Source organism: Oceanobacillus sp. CAU 1775 (genome assembly GCF_054482815.1).
Genome location: NZ_JBTLRO010000002.1, coordinates 94,175 through 113,976, shown reverse-complemented (window position 1 = coordinate 113,976; position 19,802 = coordinate 94,175). Strand labels below are relative to the sequence as shown.

Below are 19,802 nucleotides of genomic sequence, written 5' to 3'. Positions count from 1 at the left end.
AGGTAAGTTATAATAGAGACAAAATATAATGAGGTGTTCATATGGAGAAAAATCAATTAGGATCATCTGATATTTATATAACTGAATTAACTTTAGGCTGTATGTCGTTAGGCAAAGACAAACAGACTGCAAAAGAAATTATTGAAACGGCTTTGGATAAAGGAATAAATCATTTAGATACTGCAGATCTTTATGATTTTGGCCTTAACGAAGAATTAATTGGAGAAATTATTAAAGAATACCGTCAAGATATTATTCTAACAACTAAAGTAGGTAACCACTTTAACAAGCAAGAAGAAAATTGGTTTTGGGATCCATCCAAAAAATATATTGTAAATACAGTTAAGGATAGTCTAAAACGACTAAAAACCGATTATATTGATTTATACATGCTTCACGGAGGTACAATAGAAGATCCAATCGACGAAACAATAGAGGCTTTTGAACAATTGAAAACAGAAGGTCTTATTAGAACCTATGGCATCTCTTCTATCCGTCCAAATGTTATTCGTGAATATGTAGAAAAATCTTCAATTGATGCTGTTATGCTGCAATATAGCTTATTTGACCGTAGACCAGAAGAAGCAGTACTTGATTTATTAAAAGAGAATCAGATAAGTGTACTTGCTCGCGGTCCTTTTGCTAAAGGCATGTTGAGTAATCGAGGAGAAAAACAAATAAATAAAAAAGCTCGTGATGGATACCTTGATTATACCCAAGATGAATTACTGGATAGTTATAATCAAATAACAACAATGGCAGATGATTCATATACTATCAATGAATTGGCCTTAAAGTATGTACTTAATCACCCAGCTGTAACTTCGACTGTATTTGGAGCTAGTTCCGTACAACAAGTAAATGAGAATACGACCATATTCAATCAAAAGAAATTACCTGAAGATCTTTATCATCAGCTGCAGAACATAACAAAGTCGAATAAATATACAGCTCACCGTTAAGCCTTGATACTTGTTGACTTTTTTAAAGTCATCCAACAGAATGTATAGAAAGGAATGGTACATATTAGTAATCTGATTTTCGCTCATCGCGGAGCAAGCAAATATGCACCTGAAAATACGTTTGCCTCTTTTAGTCTTGCAGAAAAAATGCATGCAGACGGAATAGAAACCGATATTCAGCTAACAAAAGATGGCATCCCCATTCTTATTCATGATGAATCTTTAAAACGTACAACAGGAGTCAAAAGTTTAGTAAAGAATTACAAACTAGTTGATATCCAGAAACTAGATGCTGGTAGGTATTTTTCAAATGAATTTTATGGTAGTGAAATTATGACCTTGGATGCGTTTCTAAAGTGGGCGAGTTCGACTAATTTAATTTTAAACTTAGAGCTAAAGAATAACAAAATAGATTATGAAGATATTGAACATAAAACGCTACAACTCGTAGATAAATACAAGTTAAATAAACGTATAATTGTTTCTAGCTTTAATCCTAAAAGTATTGAGCGTGTAAGAGCCTTAGACAAGCATATAGATATTGCTCTTTTAAGGTCAAAAAGAATGAATAACCTTGCACAATATGCGGTAGAAAAAGGAGCTAGCTCCTTACATATAAATTATCGTTTGCTAAATAGACAACTAGTCAAAGATTGTGAGGAATTGAATCTACCTCTAAGGGTATACACAGTAAATAGACGGCGCTCTATCTTAAGATGTCTCCAATATGAGTGTGATAGCATTATAACTGATGTTCCTGATAAAGCAATCATATTTCGAGACACTTACAATGTTTAAACTAGATAATTTTCGGAGGGAAAAAAATGCATTTAACCTTTCTAGGTACGGGTGCTGGTGTTCCATCTAAGGAAAGAAATGTAGCATCATTCGCACTAAGTCTTCTTCAAGAAGAGAATCAAGTATGGTTATTCGATTGTGGAGAAGCAACACAGCATCAAATCTTATATACATCCATTAAACCAAGAAAAATAAATAAGATTTTCATTACCCATCTCCATGGTGATCATATTTACGGGCTTCCAGGTTTCTTAAGTAGTCGGTCTTTCCAAGGTGGCAATGATCTTTTAACTGTTTATGGTCCAAAAGGAATTAAAAAGTTTATTGAAACAACACTTTCTATTAGTAAAACACATTTAAATTATTCGATAGAAATTGTAGAGATTGAAGATGGATTTAAGATTATTGAAGATAACTTTACTATTTATGTTAAGTTATTGGATCACGGTATCCCTAGTTTTGGCTACCGTATTGAAGAGAAAAATACACCAGGTGAGCTTTTAGTTCATAAATTAAAAGCACTCGGAATAGAGCCTGGACCAATTTATGGTCAACTGAAAAATAATGCATTTATAGAAACAGATGAGCATGGCAGGTTATATCGTAAAGACTTTATCGGACCAGATAAAGTCGGAAAGATAATTACCGTTTTTGGGGATACTCGTTATAAAATTGAACATATAGATTTTGCATTAAACGCTGATGTATTAGTACATGAAGCAACATTCAACGCGTCACAAAGTGATCTAGCAAAAAAGTATTATCATAGCACAACAAAAGAAGCGGCATCAATTGCTAGAGACGCTAAAGTAAAACGTTTAGTTATGACTCATATATCTTCTAGATTCCAAAGTGTTGATTCTAAAGCACTCTTAAAAGAAGCGATGGAGATCTTCCCTCATACGAGTCTTGCAAATGATTTTTATACTATTGAAATTTAACATAATAAATAGATAGATATAAAGTAGGTTGAAGGAGAGAAAGCAATGAATAACATACACGAACTAGTAAAGGATCAGCAAACTTTCTTCCTCCATGGGAACACAATGGAGTATGAATACAGGAAAGAAAATTTACAAAAGTTAAAGCAAATGATTAAAGCAAATGAATCAGAGATTTACTATGCATTAAAGCAAGACCTTAATAAATCAAAGCATGAAGCATATGTAACCGAAATTGGTATTTTATATGGAGAAATAGAGTTCGCTTTAAAAAACCTCCGTGCGTGGATGGAACCAGAAAAGGTACCAACTCCCCTGACTCACAAAGGTTCTAAAAGCTACATAATGAAAGAACCATATGGAGTGGCATTAGTAATTTCACCATGGAATTATCCATTGCAATTAGCTCTTGCACCTGCAATTGCTGCTTTAGCTGCGGGGAATTGTGTATTTCTTAAGCCATCAGAACATGCACCTGCAACAGCCCGCTTGCTTACAGATATGATTCAAAGTACTTTTGATAACTCTCTTTTCTATTGTTTAGAAGGAGATTTAGAAATAACACAGCAACTATTAAAAGAAAGATTCGATTATATCTTTTTCACTGGAAGCACAGAAGTTGGTAAAATAATAATGAGAGCTGCAAGTGAACACCTTACTCCTGTTACATTGGAGCTTGGTGGTAAAAGTCCCGCTATTATTGACGAGGATGCCAATCTCAATCTAGCCGCTAAAAGAATTGTTTGGGCTAAGTTTACAAATGCTGGACAAACATGTGTAGCACCCGATTATCTTTATGTCCATGAGAAAGTTAAATTTAAACTTATGAAGAATATGGTTAAGTATATTAAAGAATATTATGGTAAAAATCCTTTATATAATGATGATTACACACGTATTATTTCTAAAAAACATTTTGATAGATTAACTAAGTTTTTAGCTGATGGAAATACAATACACGGTGGAAATTTCGACGAAGAGACGCTTTCCATTGAACCGACGATTATAGATAAAATAACTTGGGAAGACAATGTTATGCAAGAAGAAATATTTGGTCCTATTCTTCCAATTTTGACCTATAAAAATATGGAAGAAGCCTTATATGAAATCAAAACACGTGAAAAACCATTAGCTCTCTACTACTTTGGAGAAAATACGAAGATTCAGCAGCAAGTAATTGAATTCCTTTCTTTTGGAGGAGGAGCAATTAACGATGCAATCTACCATTTAGGTACACCTTATCTTCCCTTTGGTGGAATCGGTAATAGTGGAATGGGTAATTATCATGGAAAATATGGTTTTGATACCTTTTCACATCATAAAAGTATTCTTAAACAAACGACAAAATTCGATCTACCATTTCGCTACCCTGGCGGTAAGTTAAATACTGCAGTGATAAAACGAATAATGAAATAACGATTAAAGTAACTAAATACAAATAAGACCTTCAAACGTTTGGCTACATACTCAAGCGTTTGAAGGTCTTTTTATTAGATTTTACTTTTTATAATCGTCAAGAAAGTCTTTTTGAAAACTTGTTCTTAGTTGATCGTCGCTCTTCTTTTCAATATCTTTTAACTTCATAAAAGGATTTTCTCCTAAGCTTTTCGTTAGCTGGCTAATTGTTTGATTTAAAACTTCTTTCTTGGCAACATCTTCAAAGGTAAATATATTTAACTGCTCACCAATATGCTTCTTGTCTTCAAGATGTTGCACCGTTACTCCTAATAAACGAATTGGTTCGTTGTTCCAATTTTGATCAAATAGGTCAACTGCAATTAAAAACAAATCATCTACACTATCGATATACTTATCAAGCTTTTTACTTCTTGTTATCGTTTTTCTATCGTGGTAACGGATGGTTATTTGTACACTTTGCCCAACAACTTCTTTGCGATGCATTCTCTGAATCACTTTTTCGGATAAACTTTTTATAAAGTGATAAATTTCATTTGTATTTGTCGTATCTTTTCGCAATGTTTGTGAGTTACCAATGCTTTTAAAATCATAAATTGCATCTGGATCTACTTCACGATCGTCAATACCATTAGCTCTATTCTTTAACCGTTCCCCATTAATACCTAGTAGTTGACGGAGCTGATAAACATCAGCACTAGCTAAATCACCAATCGTTTTAATATTTATACTGTCCAGCTTTTCAGCAGTTTTCACACCGACTCCATACATATCACTAACTTCTAGGGGCCACAAAGTTAAATGAAGTTCACGTTTTCTTAATATAGTAATTCCTAATGGTTTTTTCATATCAGAAGCCATTTTTGCAAGGAATTTATTGGGAGCAATACCTATGCTACATGGTAGGTCTAGTTCTTGTAAGATTCGCTTTTGTAAATTCTTTGCAATCTCAATTGGTGTTCCTAAATGTTCTACATCTGTCACGTCAAGATAGCCTTCATCAATAGATACAGGTTGAACGAGTGGTGTTATCTCAGCCATCATTCTAAAAATTTCACTTGAAGCCGCTCTATACCGATCAAAATTGGGTTTTAATAGGATTAATTCAGGACAAAGCTTTTTTGCTTCCCAGACATTCATTGTTGTCCGGACACCTTTTGCACGAGCCTCGTAGCTACTTGTAACAATAATTCCTTTTCGCTCTTCTGGGTTTCCTGCAATTGCGACAGGCTTTCCTTTTAATTTAGGATTAAATGCCATTTCTACAGATGCATAAAAACTATTCATGTCAATATGAAAAATAATTCGACGTTTTATTGGCTTTTTTGTCGTAGTCATCCGATAACACCCTTTGCATTGTTACTATTATTGTATCATAAAGCAACTCTTCAAGCAGTGTAGGTCTTACAGATAATTTACATATGAAAAACCCCTCACATCGCTTTTTATCGCATAATGAGGGGTAATGTTTATTTAGCTGCTTCTTCTACTATTGCGGTAATTAACTCTGTAACTTTTACCAAGTCTTTAACTGCAATTGATTCATTTGTTGTGTGTATCTCTTCATAACCAACAGCAAGATTGACTGTAGGGATTCCAAAACCTGCGATGATATTTGCATCGCTTCCCCCACCACTTTTCAGGAGCTTACTTTCTCTACCAATTGACTTGGCAGCTCTTCTTGCTACTTCAACGACATGGTCTCCAGCCTGTTGTTTAAATCCTGGATACATTAATTTTATTTCCACTTCTGCAGCTCCACCTAAGGATTCCGCAGTAGAAACGAACGCTTCCTTCATCGTCTCCACTTGTTTATCTAATTTATGCTTTACTAACGAGCGAGCCTCAGCAAGAATTTCAACATGGTCTACAACGATATTTGTTTGCTTACCACCTTCGAAACGACCAATATTTGCGGTTGTTTCTTCGTCAATTCGTCCTAATGGCATTTTAGAAATAGCTTTCGCTGCTAATGAAATTGCAGATATGCCTTTTTCAGGTGCTACTCCTGCATGTGCAGTTTTCCCTTTAATCGTCGCAAATAATTTTGCTTGAAAAGGAGCGGCAACAATAATATCTCCAACATCACCATTACTATCTAGTGCATAACCATATTTAGCGTGAATCAACTTGGGATCCAACTCTTTGGCACCGACTAGTCCTGACTCTTCTCCAGCTGTTATAACAAATTGAATATCTCCATGTTCAATATTGTTTTCTTTTAAAAGACGAGCTAGTTCTAGTAATGCTGCGACACCAGCTTTATCATCTGCCCCTAAAATAGTTGTTCCATCAGAGCGAATAATCCCGTCCTCTATTATAGGTTTGATGTTCTTTCCTGGTACCACTGTATCCATATGTACTGTAAAGTAAATAGGATCTACATCCGCTTTCGTTCCTTTGATATTACATATTAAATTCCCTGCTCCGTGTCCTGTAACTTCATGACTATTATCTTCATAAACTTCCACTCCAAGAGCTGTTAATTTATCTGTTAAAACTTTTGCGATTTCTGTTTCAAACTTTGTTTCAGAATCAACTTGAACCAATTCTATAAATTCTTGTACAAGTCTTTCTTCATTAACTTTTACCATATTAGTTGCCTCCAAATTACATCATATGACTTTAAAGCGGGATGTTTCCGTGTTTTTTATGTGGACGTTCTTCTTCTTTATTTCTGAGCATTTCTAGAGATTGAATAAGCTTAATTCTTGTTTCTCTAGGATCAATTACATCGTCGACCATACCTAATCCTGCCGCAACATAAGGATTGGCGAACTTTTCACGGTATGTGTCGATTTTCTCCTGTCTAACTTCTTCGGGATTATCACTTTCAGCAATTTCTTTAGCATATATAATATTGACAGCACCCTCTGGTCCCATAACAGCTATTTCCGCATTTGGCCATGCATATACTAAGTCTGCACCAATAGATTTACTATTTAAGGCCACATATGCGCCACCAAAAGCTTTTCTTGTAATTACTGTAATTTTTGGAACTGTTGCTTCAGAATAAGCATAAAGAATCTTCGCACCATGTCGGATAATACCGCCATGCTCTTGTTTTACTCCTGGGAAGAATCCAGTAACATCTTCGAAAGTAATAATCGGGATATTGAAACTATCACAAAAGCGAATAAATCTCGCAGCTTTGTCACTAGAGTCTATATCTAATCCGCCAGCTAAATGTTTTGGTTGATTACAAACAAGTCCAACAGACTCACCCTTAATTCTGGCAAAACCTACAACAATATTTTTTGCAAAATCTTTTTGTATTTCTAAAAAGCTTTCTTCATCGACGATATTTGCAATTACTTTTTTCACGTCATAAGGTCGAATAGAGTCATATGGAATAACCTCCGTTAAATCAGGACGGAGCTCTTGTTGAATATCTTCCGTTTTATAAGGTGTTATTTTAGCTTTTTCCTTATAGTTTGCAGGTATGTATGAAAGAATGCTTTTTACAAGGTCTAATGCTTCTTCTTCGCTGCTCGATTTAAAGTGCGCATTTCCACTTATGGTGTTATGAACATTTGCCCCACCTAAGTCTTCGGATGAAATATTCTCACCAGTAACAGCTTGGATTACTTTAGGACCTGTAATAAACATTTGTGATGTTTTATCCACCATAATAACAAAGTCGGTAATAGCAGGTGAATAAACAGCTCCTCCAGCACTCGGGCCCATAATTACAGAAATTTGAGGAATAACACCGGAATAAATTGAGTTGCGATAAAATACATGACCATATCCATCTAAAGAGGAAACACCCTCTTGTATTCTAGCTCCACCTGAGTCATTTAATCCAATGAATGGAACTTTGTTTTTGGCAGCGAGGTCCATAACAGCGGCAATTTTTCTACCATGCATTTCCCCCAATGCACCACCAAAAACAGTGAAGTCTTGGGCAAATAAGTAGATAGGCTGATCGTTTATTTTTGCATACCCAGTAACTACTCCTTCACCGTTGTTACCTCCACCATTCATTGTAAAGTCTGTCGTTCTCGTTTGCATGAATGGGTTTAACTCGACAAATGAACCTTTATCAACTAAATAGTCAATGCGTTCTCTCGCGGTCATTTTGCCTTTATCATGTTGTTTAGCTATTCGCTCATCTCCGCCACCAAGCTCTACTTGGCGTCGTTTATCGTATAATTCATTAATTTTATCAAAGATATCCATTAATTTTCCTCTCCTTTAGCAGGCTGACATAATTCAAACAATACGCCGTTAGCTGCCTTAGGATGAATGAAAGCAATTTGACTATCATGTGCCCCAATTTTAGCAGTTTCATTAATTAATTGAATTCCATTACTTTTCATTTGCTCTAAACGATGGCTAATATCATCAACTTCTAAGGCAATATGATGGATACCTTCCCCGCGTTTATCAATAAAAGTTTTTATCGGAGAATTCTCATTTAATGGTTCTAATAATTCAATTCTTGTTTCACCGATTTTTAAAAACGCAATTTTAACCCCTTCAGACTCAACCTCTTCCATACTGTCAACGAAAATCCCTAAGCCTTTCGTATAAAAAGGTAGAGCTTCCTCAATATTATTTACCGCAATTCCAATATGAGCAATTTGCTTCGGTGGTTGCACTGCTTCCTCAGGTCTTAATAATTGTTTGATATAAATTGCCATATCTTCCGTAGAACTACCACTTGTAAAGATCCTCTTCACTCCTTGTTCTAATAAGGAAGGGATATCTTCATTAGGTATAACTCCACCACCTATAACAGGTATGTCACCGGCATTACGGTGCTTAAGTTCCTCAATAACTTTAGGAAACAATGTATTATGAGCTCCAGATAGAGATGATAAACCTATAATATCAACATCTTCTTGAATAGCTGCATTTACTATCTGAAGTGGTGACTGTCTGAGACCGGTGTAAATTACTTCCATTCCATGGTCTCGCATCGCTTGAGCGATTACTAATGCCCCTCGGTCGTGTCCGTCAAGTCCTGGTTTTGCAATTAATACTCGAATTTTCCCCATCGTTTTATCCCCCCTAGAATCCAGAGTACTCTCCAAATTCTTCTCGTAATACGTTACAAATCTCACCAACTGATGCATACGTCTTTACAGCATCTAATATATAAGGAATTAAGTTTTCCTCAGGATTTTTAGCCTTTTCTCTTAAAAGATTTAGCTTTAGATCTACTTCTTCTTGATTGCGATTTTTACGGATGTCTTGCAAACCGTCGATTTGCGCTCTTTCTAAAGCTTCGTCAACTTTTAATAAATCCGGATTAACCTCTTCATCTAATTTGAATTTATTTAAACCAACGATAATTTCTTTATTCTTCTCAATATTCTTCTGGGTTTCGTAGGCATTTTGTTGAATTTCTCTTTGCATAAACCCTTCTTCTATTGCTTGTACTGCCCCACCATATTCTTTTATTCTATCTAAATACTTAAAGATTTCCGTTTCCATTTCATCTGTAAGGGCTTCTACATAATGAGAACCACCTAATGGATCAACTGTGTCAGCCACACCACTTTCATGGGCGATGATCTGTTGTGTTCGTAAGGCAATTCTTGCTGACTCTTCTGTAGGTAGTGACAATGCTTCATCGCGCGAATTCGTGTGCAAACTTTGTGTACCACCCATTACTGCTGCAAGCGCTTGAAGTGTAACACGGACAATGTTATTGTCTGGTTGTTGAGCGGTTAGTGTAGATCCCCCTGTTTGTGTATGGAATCTTAACTTCCAGCTTTTCGGATCTTTTGCTTTGTAATGCTCTTTCATAATTTTCGCCCAAATTCTTCTTGCAGCTCGGAATTTTGCGATTTCTTCAAAGAAATTATTATGTGCGTTAAAGAAAAATGCCAGACGAGGTGCAAAAGAATCTACATCTAAGCCTGATTCAATTGCCGCATCAACATAAGCCATTCCATTTGCAATAGTAAACGCTGCCTCTTGGACTGCATTTGAACCAGCCTCACGGATATGGTAGCCTGAAATACTTATCGTATTAAATTTAGGTATATGTGTTTGACTAAATTCAAATATATTTGTAATTAGTCGCATGGAAGGTTTCGGTGGGAAAATATACGTTCCCCTTGCAATATACTCTTTTAAAATATCATTTTGAATCGTACCAGTTAGTTTGTCTAATGGTACTCCTTGTTTTTCACCAACAGCGATATACATGCATAAAAGAACAGCTGCTGGAGCGTTAATCGTCATGGATGTACTAACTTTATCCAATGGAATTTCATTTAATAAAGTCTCCATGTCATGAAGTGTGTCGATAGCAACACCTACTTTACCAACTTCCCCTTCCGCCATCGCATCATCCGAGTCATAACCTATTTGAGTAGGTAAATCAAACGCTACAGATAAACCTGTCTGCCCTTGGTCAAGTAAGTATCTAAAACGTTTATTCGTTTCAACTGCAGAACCAAACCCTGCATATTGGCGCATCGTCCAAAATCGGCTTCGATACATTGTAGGTTGAATTCCTCTTAAGTATGGATACTGCCCTGGAAAACCGAGTTCATATGTATCATCTTCAAATCCATACAAACGATCAACTGGAATCTTTGATGATGTTTCAAACGTATCAAGTCTCTCCGGAAATCGTTCAACGGTTTGCTCGACTTCTTTTTCCCAATTTTCTCGTTGATTTAATTTATTCTCTTCCATAAAAAATCCCCCATTCGTGTCTGTTTTCAAAGTTATTTTATATATTTATAAATTGCCCCTTGTCCAATAAGTGATTTCACGATAAAATACATACAGTAGTATGTTCGACAAGGAGGTTATATGTATGTCTAAACAAAATTATGTAAAAAAGAAATCTAAAAGAGAACGCAGAACGAGGCTCATGATTTATATTATGATTATTCTAATGGTATTGTCAACGCTAACATATGGACTAGCATTCCTAATCTAATTTTAAATCTATTACTTAATTTAAAGAGACTGACGATTAATGTCAGTCTCTATTAATTTATTTAATTAAACTTCTTCACAGTGTTCGTCGTAAATATTTTGAAGTTTATTTGTTACTTCCATTGCACTATAACCTTCAATATCATGTCTTTCTAGCATTGTTACAATTTTACCGTCCTTGAGTAGGGCAAATGAAGGTGAAGATGGTGGATATCCTTCAAAGTACTCTCTCGCTTTATCTGTTGCTTCACGATCTTGTCCTGCAAAAACTGTTACTAAATGATCTGGACGTTTATCAAAGTGAATGGAAGTTGCTGCAGCTGGACGTGCAATTCCTCCTGCACAACCACAAGTAGAGTTAATCATTACTAGAGTTGTTCCTTCACGTTCAAATGCTTCCTCAACAGCCTCAGGTGTTTGCAGTTCGTTAAAACCTGCTTCAGATATATCTTTTCTCGCAGCATCTACGATATCGTTCATAAATAGGTTGAAATCCATTGGAACCTCTCCTTAAAATTATTTAAAATAACACAAGTATAGCTTATCAAGTATTATTTAATAATTCAATTTAAAAAGCTTAATAAACGACGATATTTAAACAATTATTAATAAACAGGAGTGTTCTCTTCACTTGTATTTTCAAGAATTTCTTTAACTCTTGCAAGGAATTTCCCGCAAATTAGTCCATCAAGCACACGGTGATCAAGTGATAGAGATAGATTAACAATATCTCTAGCTGCAAACATATCATTAATAATAACTGGTCGTTTTACAATTGATTCAACTTGTAAAATTGCTGCTTGAGGATGGTTTATAACACCCATTGAATTAATAGATCCGAATGATCCAGTGTTATTTACTGTAAATGTTCCTCCAGCCATATCGTCTGCACCAAGTTTTCCATTTCGTGCTTTTTGTGCTAAATCAACGATATCTCTCGCAATGCCTTTAATAGACTTTTCATCTGCATGCTTAATTACTGGGACAAATAACTGATCTTCATTTGCAACAGCGATTGAGATATTAATATCTTTTCGCTGAATAATCTTATCTTCTGCCCACGTGCTATTTAATTGTGGATACTCTTTAAGTGCTTGCGCAACAGCTTTTACAAAGAATGCAAAGAATGTAAGGCTGTATCCTTCTTGCTTTTTAAAGTTATCCTTCAATGAATTTCTTAAGTTAACAAGATTTGTAACATCAACTTCAACCGTCATCCATGCATGTGGAATTTCTTGCTTCGAAGTAACCATCTTCTGAGCAATAGCCCTGCGAACGCCAGTAACTGGAATTTCGATATCTCCTACGCGTGTTTCAGCCCTTGGAGCAGAACTTGCAGGTTTCTTAGGAGCATCCTTCTTCGCTGGCTCAGCTTTTGCAGCTGGTGTTGCTGATGGTGCAGAAGTTCCACCAGATGCGATAACTTTTTCAATATCTTTTCTTGTAATTCTTCCACCACGACCACTGCCATTAACTTGCTCAAGATCAATATCGTTCTCTTGAGCCATTCTTAAAACAGCTGGTGAGTAGCGCTTTTTCATCGATTGATCTGAATCTGTTTGCTGTGTATCCTCAGTATCTTCCTGCTTTGTATCGTTTTTAGGAGTTTCAGAAGTTTCAGAAGTTTCACCTGCTGAACTACCTTCTGTTTCTATTTCACAAATTACTTCACCAACTGCAAGTGTATCACCCTCACCTGCAACTAATTCTTTTACAACGCCTGTAAAAGATGAAGGAACTTCTGCATTTACTTTATCTGTCATTACTTCAGCAATAGGATCATACTTATTCACATGATCGCCAACCTCAACGAGCCAAGTAGTGATTGTACCTTCAGTCACACTCTCGCCAAGCTGTGGCATTGTTATTTTTTCTAGAGCCATTTAAATCCTCCTCTACTTAGAATTCAGCTAATTCACGCATCGCTTTTTCAACTTTATCTGGATTAATCATGAAATACTTCTCCATTGTCGGTGCATAAGGCATTGCTGGTACATCTGGTCCAGCTAGTCTTTGGACAGGAGCATCTAAATCAAACAAGCAATTTTCAGCAATAATAGCTGCAACTTCTCCGATAATGCTACCTTCTTTATTATCTTCTGTAACTAATAAAACCTTACCAGTCTTTTTCGCTGCTTCAATAATTGCTTCTTGATCTAATGGATAAACTGTTCTCAAATCTAGAATATGTGCCTCGATACCTTCTTCTTGTAACTTTTCAGCAGCTTGTAATGCAAAGTGTACAGCTAAACCATAAGTAATAACTGTAATGTCGTCACCTTCACGCTTTACATCAGCTTTCCCAATTGGAAGTACATAATCATCATCTGGAACCTCACCTTTAATAAGACGATAAGCACGTTTATGTTCGAAAAATAGAACTGGATCATTATCACGAATTGCTGCTTTCAACAATCCTTTTACATCATAAGGAGTTGAAGGCATGACAATTTTAAGTCCTGGATGACTTGCAAATAGTGCTTCTACTGATTGCGAGTGATACAACGCCCCATGTACGCCACCACCATAAGGAGCTCTTATCGTAATTGGTGCACTCCAATCATTATTTGAACGATAACGAATCTTTGCTGCTTCAGAAATAATTTGGTTAACTGCTGGCATAATAAAATCTGCAAATTGCATTTCTGCAACTGGACGTAAGCCATACATTGCCGCACCAATTCCTACACCAGCGATTGCTGATTCTGCTAACGGTGTATCTAAAACGCGATCTGCGCCAAATTCATCATATAATCCATCTGTTGCACGGAAGACACCGCCTTTTTTACCAACATCTTCCCCTAATATAAATACTTTTTCATCGCGTTGCATTTCTTCACGTAATGCTGTTGTTACAGCTTGTATATAAGACATAATTGCCATTTAACTAGTCCCTCCTATTCCTCGTACACATATCTCAAAGCATCCTCTGGTTCTGCATATGGAGCTTCTTCTGCATATTCAGTCGCTTCGTTTACAATAGCGATTAACTCATCATGTATTGCTTTATCTTTATCTTCATCTAACACGTTTACTTCTTTTAGGTACTTTGCGAAAAGATGTACAGGGTCGTTCTTTTTTATTTCTTCAAGTTCATCTTTTTCACGATACAAGCGATCATCGTCATCACTTGAATGTGCAGTTAAACGAACAGTTATCGCTTCGATAAGAGATGGACCTTCACCCTTAACCGCACGCTCACGAGCTTCTTTTACCGCTTCATAAACTGCGATTGGATCACTACCATCAACTGTAACACCCGGCATTCCATAACTGCTTCCTCGAATAGATACTGTTTCACTAGCAACCTGTCTGTCGTATGGAACAGAGATTGCGTATTTATTATTTTCAACCATTGTAATGACAGGAAGCTTATGTACTCCTGCAAAGTTTAAACCTTCATGGAAGTCTCCTTGGTTACTAGAACCTTCACCTAAGGTAACAAAAGAAACAAAATCTTTCTTTTCCATTTTTGCAGCTAATGCTACACCAACAGCATGAGGTAATTGCGTTGTAACAGGTGATGAACCTGTTAGGATACGGTTCTTACGCTGTCCAAAATGTCCTGGCATTTGTCTTCCACCAGAGTTAGGATCTTCAGCTTTAGCAAAAGCTGAAAGCATTAGATCTTTTGCTGTCATACCAAACCCTAGTACGACACCTAAATCTCGGTAATATGGCGCAGACCAGTCTTCATCTCTATCAAGCGCAAATACTGCACCAACCTGTGCTGCTTCTTGACCTTGACAAGAGATAACGAATGGAATTTTTCCAGAACGGTTCAACAACCACATTCTTTCGTCTATTTTCCTAGCAAGTAACATTGTTCGGTACATATCAATTACTTGCTCATCTGTTAAACCAACTTTTTCATGACGATTTTTTGTCATTCGATTTTCACTCCTTATTCATCTAAAACTTACCCGTGTATTTGTTTACCATCTACAGCTAATGCTGCTTCAGCAATTCCTTCTGATAATGTTGGATGTGGATGGATTGAGGATGCAATTTCCCAAGGAGTTGCATCTAATACTTTTGCAAGTCCAGCTTCAGATATCATATCCGTCACATGTGGACCAATCATATGCACACCTAATAAATCATCCGTATTTTTATCCGCGATTATTTTTACAAATCCATCTGATTCTCCAAATACAAGTGCTTTACCATTTGCTGCAAAAGGAAACTTGCCAACCTTAATCTCATATCCTTGTTCTTTTGCCTGTGCCTCTGTTAAACCAACACTAGCAGCTTCAGGGCCAGAGTAGATACAGCTCGGAACAGAATTATAATCGATTGGAGCAGGCGTTTGATTTGCGATATGTTCAACAGCAATAACACCTTCATGTTCAGCCACATGAGCAAGTTGAAGGCCACCAATTACATCGCCAATGGCGTAGATATGTGACTCTTTCGTCTGGTAAAATCCATTTGTCTTAATTACTCCATTTTCAAGAACAATATCTGTATTTTCTAAACCGATATTCGTAACATTTGCTTCTCTTCCAACAGATACTAAGATTTTATCAGCAGTAAATGTCTGCATCTCACCTTTTACTTCTGCTTGGATTGATACTTGATCGCTTTTCTCAACACTTTCACCATTTACTTTCGCATTCTTAATAAACGTGATGCCTTTTTTCTTTAATAATCTTTCCATTTCTTTTGAAATTGCAACATCTTCAGTAGGTAATATTTGTTTTCCGTATTCTATCACCGTAACTTTTACTCCAAAGTCATTTAAGAGAGATGCCCACTCAATACCAATTACACCACCACCGATAATGACAATTGATTCCGGTAAGCTTTCCATTTCGAGCGCTTCATCAGATGTCATTACAAATTGACCATCAATTTCAAGTCCAGGTAACGTTCTTGGTTTTGATCCTGTTGCAATAATGACGTTTTTTGGTATTAACATTGTATTTTCTTCGCCATTTGCGTACTCTACAGAAATCGTACCTGCTGTAGGTGAGAAAATACTTGGGCCGAGAATTCTACCGTATCCTTCAAAAACATCAATTTTCCCTTTTTTCATCAATCCTTGAACACCTTGATGTAATTTATCTACAATACCAGTTTTTCTTTCATTGACCATAGCAAAGTTCAGCTTCGTGTCGCTTGTTTCAACACCAAAGCTATTTGCCTCTTTTGTTTGACGATATACTTCCGCGCTTCTTAGTAACGCTTTAGTAGGAATACACCCTCTATGAAGACATGTACCTCCGAGCTTTTTACTTTCAACAATTGCAGTTTTTAATCCGAGCTGAGAAGCACGGATAGCTGCGACATAGCCACCCGGTCCTCCACCCAAAACAACTAAATCATAATCATCTGCCATTTTGTCACCCCTGATTTTTTATCTATTTCATACAGTATTTTTATCAATTAAATTATCGATTTAAGATATGTTGGCCATTCGTAAGGAACTGACTACGTGAAAGTCGAGCATTCTTAATTCTTTCTTCAGCCATACGATCTGCAGCAATTGCAGTTGAGATATTATCTCTTCTAGAAATTTCAAACACACGCTCAAGGTTTTGGTAAATAATCCCCACTTTATTTAATGCTCTTTCTTTATTATAACCTGCAAGTTCATCTGCTACGTTAATAACACCACCAGCATTGATTACATAGTCTGGAGCATAAATAATTCCGAGTTCGTGGATAACATCCCCGTGTCTTTCTTCTGCAAGTTGGTTATTCGCAGAACCTGCAATAACTTTTGCTTTAAACTGTGGAATTGTCTGATCATTTATTGTAGCACCTAAAGCACATGGTGAATAAATGTCACATTCAACACCGTATATTTCATCAGGATCTACTGCTTTTGCACCAAAGTTATCCACAGCACGTTGTACAGCTTCTTTGTTTATATCAGTTACAATTAAATTTGCACCTTCTTTATGAAGATACTCACACAGCGCATATGCTACGTTACCTACACCTTGAACAGCAATTGTTTTACCTTCTAAAGAATCACTTCCAAAAGCTTCTTTTGCTGCAGCTTTCATTCCACTATATATACCATAAGCAGTTACTGGTGAAGGATTTCCTGCTGCACCTGGTGTTGTTGGAGATGTTCCTGTAACAAAGCTTGTTTCAAGGTTGATTAAGTCCATATCCTCTGTAGTCGTTCCAACATCTTCTGCAGTAATATATCTACCGTTTAATCCTTGAATATATCTTCCGAATGCACGGAACATTTCAGGGTTTTTATCTTTTCTAGGATCTCCGATAATAACGGTTTTTCCACCACCAAGATCTAGGCCTGCAGCTGCGTTTTTATATGTCATTCCTCGAGCTAGACGAAGTGCATCTTCAATAGCCGCATCTTCTGATTCATATGTCCACATTCTTGTTCCGCCTAAAGCAGGCCCTAAAGTAGTATCATGTATCGCAATAATGGCTTTTAAACCTGAAGCCCTATCTTGGCAAATCACCAATTGTTCATAATCATATTTTTCCATGTAATTAAATATTTGCATTGTAAATCCTCCCTGTTTTTTATTTATATATAAATTTTACTTCTAACTTAGTTTATCACGTTACATTCTAAATGTAAGCGCTTTATTCTTGAATGTCTACTAATCGAGTTGATACTTATCGATTTTATAATATAAATTTCTTAAAGAGATATTTAAAACCTGGGCCGTTTTTGTTTTATTATAATTATTTTTCTTATATACCTCTGCTATATATTCTTTTTCGAATTTGTCTACAGCATCAGTGAGTGGTTCCCAAGTTGCGAAAATAAAATTAGGATCTTTTTCTTGTAATAAAGAATGGTCTAATTTAGGTAGATGTTCTTTAAGTATCGTCTCATCATATACATCCATATTTATCATCGCCCTACCTAGGACGTTTTCTAATTCGCGAACATTTCCTGGCCAGTTGTATTTTTCCAACAGCTTTATAGCTTCAGGATCTACCGAGATGACGTTTCTTCCGTAATCATTATTTAATTTTTGTATTAAGTGATTGACCAGCTCTGGTATATCATGTTTTCTTTCTTTTAGCGATGGAATAAAAATAGGCAATCTATTTAACCGATAATATAAATCTTCACGGAATTTACGATTCATAATTGCTCTTTCAAGATTGATATTCGTCGAGGTGATAATTCTCACATCAACCTGAACCGCTTCTGTCCCTCCAACACGCATAATTTCCTTTTCTTGGATGACGCGTAGGATTTTTAATTGCATGTTTAAGGAAAGTTCACCAATCTCATCTAAAAAGATACTACCATCATTAGCCTTTTCAAAAGCTCCAACCTTCGCAAGTTCTTTAGAAGTAGATGACTTCACTGCTTCTGAGCCAAATAATTCTATTTCTAATAATGGCTCCTCAATTGCTGCACAATTCACTCGAATAAAAGGCTTATGTCTTCTTTCACTTTCATTATGAATGGCATGGGCAAATAACTCTTTCCCTGTACCAGACTCTCCACGTAAAAGAACTAAAGCAGGAGTTTTAGCCCCTACTTTGGCTTGTTCTAGTGCCAAAGTTAATTCTGGAGAAGAACCAATAATATCTTTAAAACTATATTTCGCTTCAAGATTACGGATGATTTGTTGTGCTCGGTTTAACTCATCGGTTAGAGATTGTATTTCAGAGACGTCATGCAGTACCCCGACACTTCCTCTAATTTTATTATTCACAATGATTGGCGCAACATTTACAATTACATCCTTCTTGTTTTGACCTACTTTCATTCTTACACCATTGACTGGCTTTCCCGTTTGCAAAACTTTCATATGCATACTTTCACCTTCGTATATATCAACGGTTGCTGGTTTACCAAGGACGTCTTGCTCAGCTAATCCTGTAATTCTTGTATAAGCAGGATTAATTATTATTCCATTTCCATCCTCATCTACTACACTAATGGCTTCGTAGGATGATTTAATAATTGCTTCTAAAAGATTTTTGATTTCATTAAGATCAGTGTTTTCTTCTGCAAGCTTTACTACCTCAGTAATATCCTTAAAAACGGTAAAAGCCCCAATCAAATTACCTTGCTCACTTATTAATGGAATCCGACTTGAAACAATCCGTCTTCCATTATCGAGTGTGAATTTCTGATTAACTTCTTTTTCCCTTGTTTTTAACACTCTTGGTAATTCTGAATGTGTAATAACTTCGGTAATAGGCTTTCCAATATACTCTTCTTTTTTACGTCCAACAATTTCAATAGCTTTTTCATTAACAAATTGAATCTTCTCTGAATTATCAATAACAATCATACCGTCTCCAATATGGTTAAGGATTAGTTCTTGATTGTCCATTTGCTGCTTTATTTGATCAAGTAGTGATGTTTTCTCATCAACTAATTGAGAAATCACGTAAGCTACAGCTCCAGGAATCACCAATGTGTTTTTGTTTTTACGATTAATAATTTCTTCTAGTATATCTCCATCACCTGTAACTTCCATGATAATGTCAATATCTTTATCAAGCCATTCCACCCAATCTGTACCAGTTGGAATATGTAACTCTTTCGCTAACTTGATTCCGTTAGCGCTTTCATTTCGATCAACAATACTTACGATTTCCATCGTTGATGTCGAGCGAATAATATGAATTAAAGCTGTTCCACCTTTTCCGGCTCCAATAATGAGCACACGCTTCATTCATTCACCACCCTGCATTAATTTGCATATGTTTATGATACTTTAACATGAATAGTTTTGCAAACAATATTTGTATCTTATTTTTTCTTGCAAGTATTTTCATTTTTACGATAAATATCTGATAATTACTTGTTCATTTCGTT

The 19,802-nt window shown here is 36.1% G+C and carries 17 protein-coding genes; 5 read left to right on the top strand and 12 right to left on the bottom strand.

The features are described from left to right. Positions 1–41: 41 nt before the first annotated feature. The 4 genes from ACXYMZ_RS03770 to ACXYMZ_RS03755 are packed head-to-tail and all read left to right on the top strand — an operon-like array spanning position 42 to position 4,117. The gene (locus ACXYMZ_RS03770; protein WP_458947022.1) at positions 42–962 is read left to right on the top strand and encodes an aldo/keto reductase; all 921 of its coding nucleotides are present in this window, start codon (positions 42–44) and stop codon (positions 960–962) included. Between the two features lie 54 nt (positions 963–1,016). Next, positions 1,017–1,760 (top strand): glycerophosphodiester phosphodiesterase family protein, encoded by a 744-nt coding sequence (locus ACXYMZ_RS03765; protein WP_458947021.1) that lies wholly within the window; start codon positions 1,017–1,019, stop codon positions 1,758–1,760. 26 nt (positions 1,761–1,786) lie between these two features. Beyond that, positions 1,787–2,701, top strand: a complete 915-nt coding sequence (gene rnz, locus ACXYMZ_RS03760) for a ribonuclease Z (protein WP_458947020.1) — start codon at positions 1,787–1,789, stop codon at positions 2,699–2,701. Positions 2,702–2,746: 45 nt separating this feature from the next. Beyond that, positions 2,747–4,117, top strand: coding sequence for an aldehyde dehydrogenase (locus ACXYMZ_RS03755; protein WP_458947019.1), 1,371 nt, complete (start codon positions 2,747–2,749; stop codon positions 4,115–4,117). 81 nt (positions 4,118–4,198) lie between these two features. On the opposite strand, the gene ACXYMZ_RS03750 is transcribed toward ACXYMZ_RS03755, so the two are convergent. From ACXYMZ_RS03750 to ACXYMZ_RS03730, 5 genes are all read right to left on the bottom strand, one after another. Further along, complete coding sequence (locus ACXYMZ_RS03750; RefSeq protein WP_458947018.1) at positions 4,199–5,455, bottom strand: DNA polymerase IV; 1,257 nt, start codon at positions 5,453–5,455, stop codon at positions 4,199–4,201. A gap of 131 nt (positions 5,456–5,586) precedes the next feature. Then, the gene (locus ACXYMZ_RS03745) at positions 5,587–6,711 is read right to left on the bottom strand and encodes a M20/M25/M40 family metallo-hydrolase (RefSeq protein WP_458947017.1); all 1,125 of its coding nucleotides are present in this window, start codon (positions 6,709–6,711) and stop codon (positions 5,587–5,589) included. Positions 6,712–6,742: 31 nt separating this feature from the next. Beyond that, positions 6,743–8,299 (bottom strand): acyl-CoA carboxylase subunit beta, encoded by a 1,557-nt coding sequence (locus ACXYMZ_RS03740; protein ID WP_458947016.1) that lies wholly within the window; start codon positions 8,297–8,299, stop codon positions 6,743–6,745. After that, positions 8,299–9,120: a methylmalonyl-CoA epimerase gene (gene mce / locus ACXYMZ_RS03735; RefSeq protein WP_458947015.1), complete on the bottom strand. Its 822-nt coding sequence runs from the start codon at positions 9,118–9,120 to the stop codon at positions 8,299–8,301. Before mce ends, ACXYMZ_RS03740 begins: the two co-directional genes overlap by 1 nt. Positions 9,121–9,133: 13 nt before the next feature. Continuing rightward, entirely contained in the window at positions 9,134–10,774 is a 1,641-nt protein-coding gene (locus ACXYMZ_RS03730) for an acyl-CoA mutase large subunit family protein (RefSeq protein ID WP_458947014.1), read from the bottom strand. A gap of 124 nt (positions 10,775–10,898) precedes the next feature. Here ACXYMZ_RS03730 and prli42 point away from each other — a divergent pair, with 124 nt between their 5' ends. Then, positions 10,899–11,024 carry a stressosome-associated protein Prli42 gene (prli42, locus tag ACXYMZ_RS03725; RefSeq protein ID WP_458947013.1) on the top strand — a complete coding sequence of 42 codons (126 nt, stop codon included), beginning with the start codon at positions 10,899–10,901 and terminating at the stop codon, positions 11,022–11,024. A gap of 65 nt (positions 11,025–11,089) precedes the next feature. Here prli42 and ACXYMZ_RS03720 read toward each other — a convergent pair whose 3' ends face one another. The 7 genes from ACXYMZ_RS03720 to ACXYMZ_RS03690 form a co-directional block, all read right to left on the bottom strand. Further along, a complete protein-coding gene (locus tag ACXYMZ_RS03720) occupies positions 11,090–11,521 on the bottom strand; it encodes a BrxA/BrxB family bacilliredoxin (protein ID WP_458947012.1) in 432 nt (143 codons plus the stop codon). 107 nt (positions 11,522–11,628) lie between these two features. After that, positions 11,629–12,906, bottom strand: coding sequence for a dihydrolipoamide acetyltransferase family protein (locus ACXYMZ_RS03715; RefSeq protein ID WP_458947011.1), 1,278 nt, complete (start codon positions 12,904–12,906; stop codon positions 11,629–11,631). Between the two features lie 16 nt (positions 12,907–12,922). Then, positions 12,923–13,906 (bottom strand): alpha-ketoacid dehydrogenase subunit beta, encoded by a 984-nt coding sequence (locus ACXYMZ_RS03710; protein ID WP_458947010.1) that lies wholly within the window; start codon positions 13,904–13,906, stop codon positions 12,923–12,925. A gap of 14 nt (positions 13,907–13,920) precedes the next feature. Beyond that, positions 13,921–14,913 (bottom strand): thiamine pyrophosphate-dependent dehydrogenase E1 component subunit alpha, encoded by a 993-nt coding sequence (locus tag ACXYMZ_RS03705; protein WP_458947009.1) that lies wholly within the window; start codon positions 14,911–14,913, stop codon positions 13,921–13,923. Between the two features lie 29 nt (positions 14,914–14,942). After that, positions 14,943–16,364 (bottom strand): dihydrolipoyl dehydrogenase, encoded by a 1,422-nt coding sequence (gene lpdA / locus ACXYMZ_RS03700; RefSeq protein ID WP_458947008.1) that lies wholly within the window; start codon positions 16,362–16,364, stop codon positions 14,943–14,945. 52 nt (positions 16,365–16,416) lie between these two features. After that, positions 16,417–17,511 (bottom strand): Leu/Phe/Val dehydrogenase, encoded by a 1,095-nt coding sequence (locus ACXYMZ_RS03695; protein WP_458947007.1) that lies wholly within the window; start codon positions 17,509–17,511, stop codon positions 16,417–16,419. A 99-nt stretch (positions 17,512–17,610) separates the two neighbouring features. Beyond that, positions 17,611–19,659 carry a sigma-54 interaction domain-containing protein gene (locus ACXYMZ_RS03690; protein ID WP_458947006.1) on the bottom strand — a complete coding sequence of 683 codons (2,049 nt, stop codon included), beginning with the start codon at positions 19,657–19,659 and terminating at the stop codon, positions 17,611–17,613. Positions 19,660–19,802 lie beyond the last annotated feature (143 nt).

Coding starts and splice junctions, on each gene's coding strand:
- ACXYMZ_RS03770 (WP_458947022.1), top strand. CDS start 42: ATGGAGAAAAATCAATTAGGATCATCTGATATTTATATAACTGAATTA.
- ACXYMZ_RS03765 (WP_458947021.1), top strand. CDS start 1,017: ATGGTACATATTAGTAATCTGATTTTCGCTCATCGCGGAGCAAGCAAA.
- rnz (WP_458947020.1), top strand. CDS start 1,787: ATGCATTTAACCTTTCTAGGTACGGGTGCTGGTGTTCCATCTAAGGAA.
- ACXYMZ_RS03755 (WP_458947019.1), top strand. CDS start 2,747: ATGAATAACATACACGAACTAGTAAAGGATCAGCAAACTTTCTTCCTC.
- ACXYMZ_RS03750 (WP_458947018.1), bottom strand. CDS start 5,455: ATGACTACGACAAAAAAGCCAATAAAACGTCGAATTATTTTTCATATT.
- ACXYMZ_RS03745 (WP_458947017.1), bottom strand. CDS start 6,711: ATGGTAAAAGTTAATGAAGAAAGACTTGTACAAGAATTTATAGAATTG.
- ACXYMZ_RS03740 (WP_458947016.1), bottom strand. CDS start 8,299: ATGGATATCTTTGATAAAATTAATGAATTATACGATAAACGACGCCAA.
- mce (WP_458947015.1), bottom strand. CDS start 9,120: ATGGGGAAAATTCGAGTATTAATTGCAAAACCAGGACTTGACGGACAC.
- ACXYMZ_RS03730 (WP_458947014.1), bottom strand. CDS start 10,774: ATGGAAGAGAATAAATTAAATCAACGAGAAAATTGGGAAAAAGAAGTC.
- prli42 (WP_458947013.1), top strand. CDS start 10,899: ATGTCTAAACAAAATTATGTAAAAAAGAAATCTAAAAGAGAACGCAGA.
- ACXYMZ_RS03720 (WP_458947012.1), bottom strand. CDS start 11,521: ATGGATTTCAACCTATTTATGAACGATATCGTAGATGCTGCGAGAAAA.
- ACXYMZ_RS03715 (WP_458947011.1), bottom strand. CDS start 12,906: ATGGCTCTAGAAAAAATAACAATGCCACAGCTTGGCGAGAGTGTGACT.
- ACXYMZ_RS03710 (WP_458947010.1), bottom strand. CDS start 13,906: ATGGCAATTATGTCTTATATACAAGCTGTAACAACAGCATTACGTGAA.
- ACXYMZ_RS03705 (WP_458947009.1), bottom strand. CDS start 14,913: ATGACAAAAAATCGTCATGAAAAAGTTGGTTTAACAGATGAGCAAGTA.
- lpdA (WP_458947008.1), bottom strand. CDS start 16,364: ATGGCAGATGATTATGATTTAGTTGTTTTGGGTGGAGGACCGGGTGGC.
- ACXYMZ_RS03695 (WP_458947007.1), bottom strand. CDS start 17,511: ATGCAAATATTTAATTACATGGAAAAATATGATTATGAACAATTGGTG.
- ACXYMZ_RS03690 (WP_458947006.1), bottom strand. CDS start 19,659: ATGAAGCGTGTGCTCATTATTGGAGCCGGAAAAGGTGGAACAGCTTTA.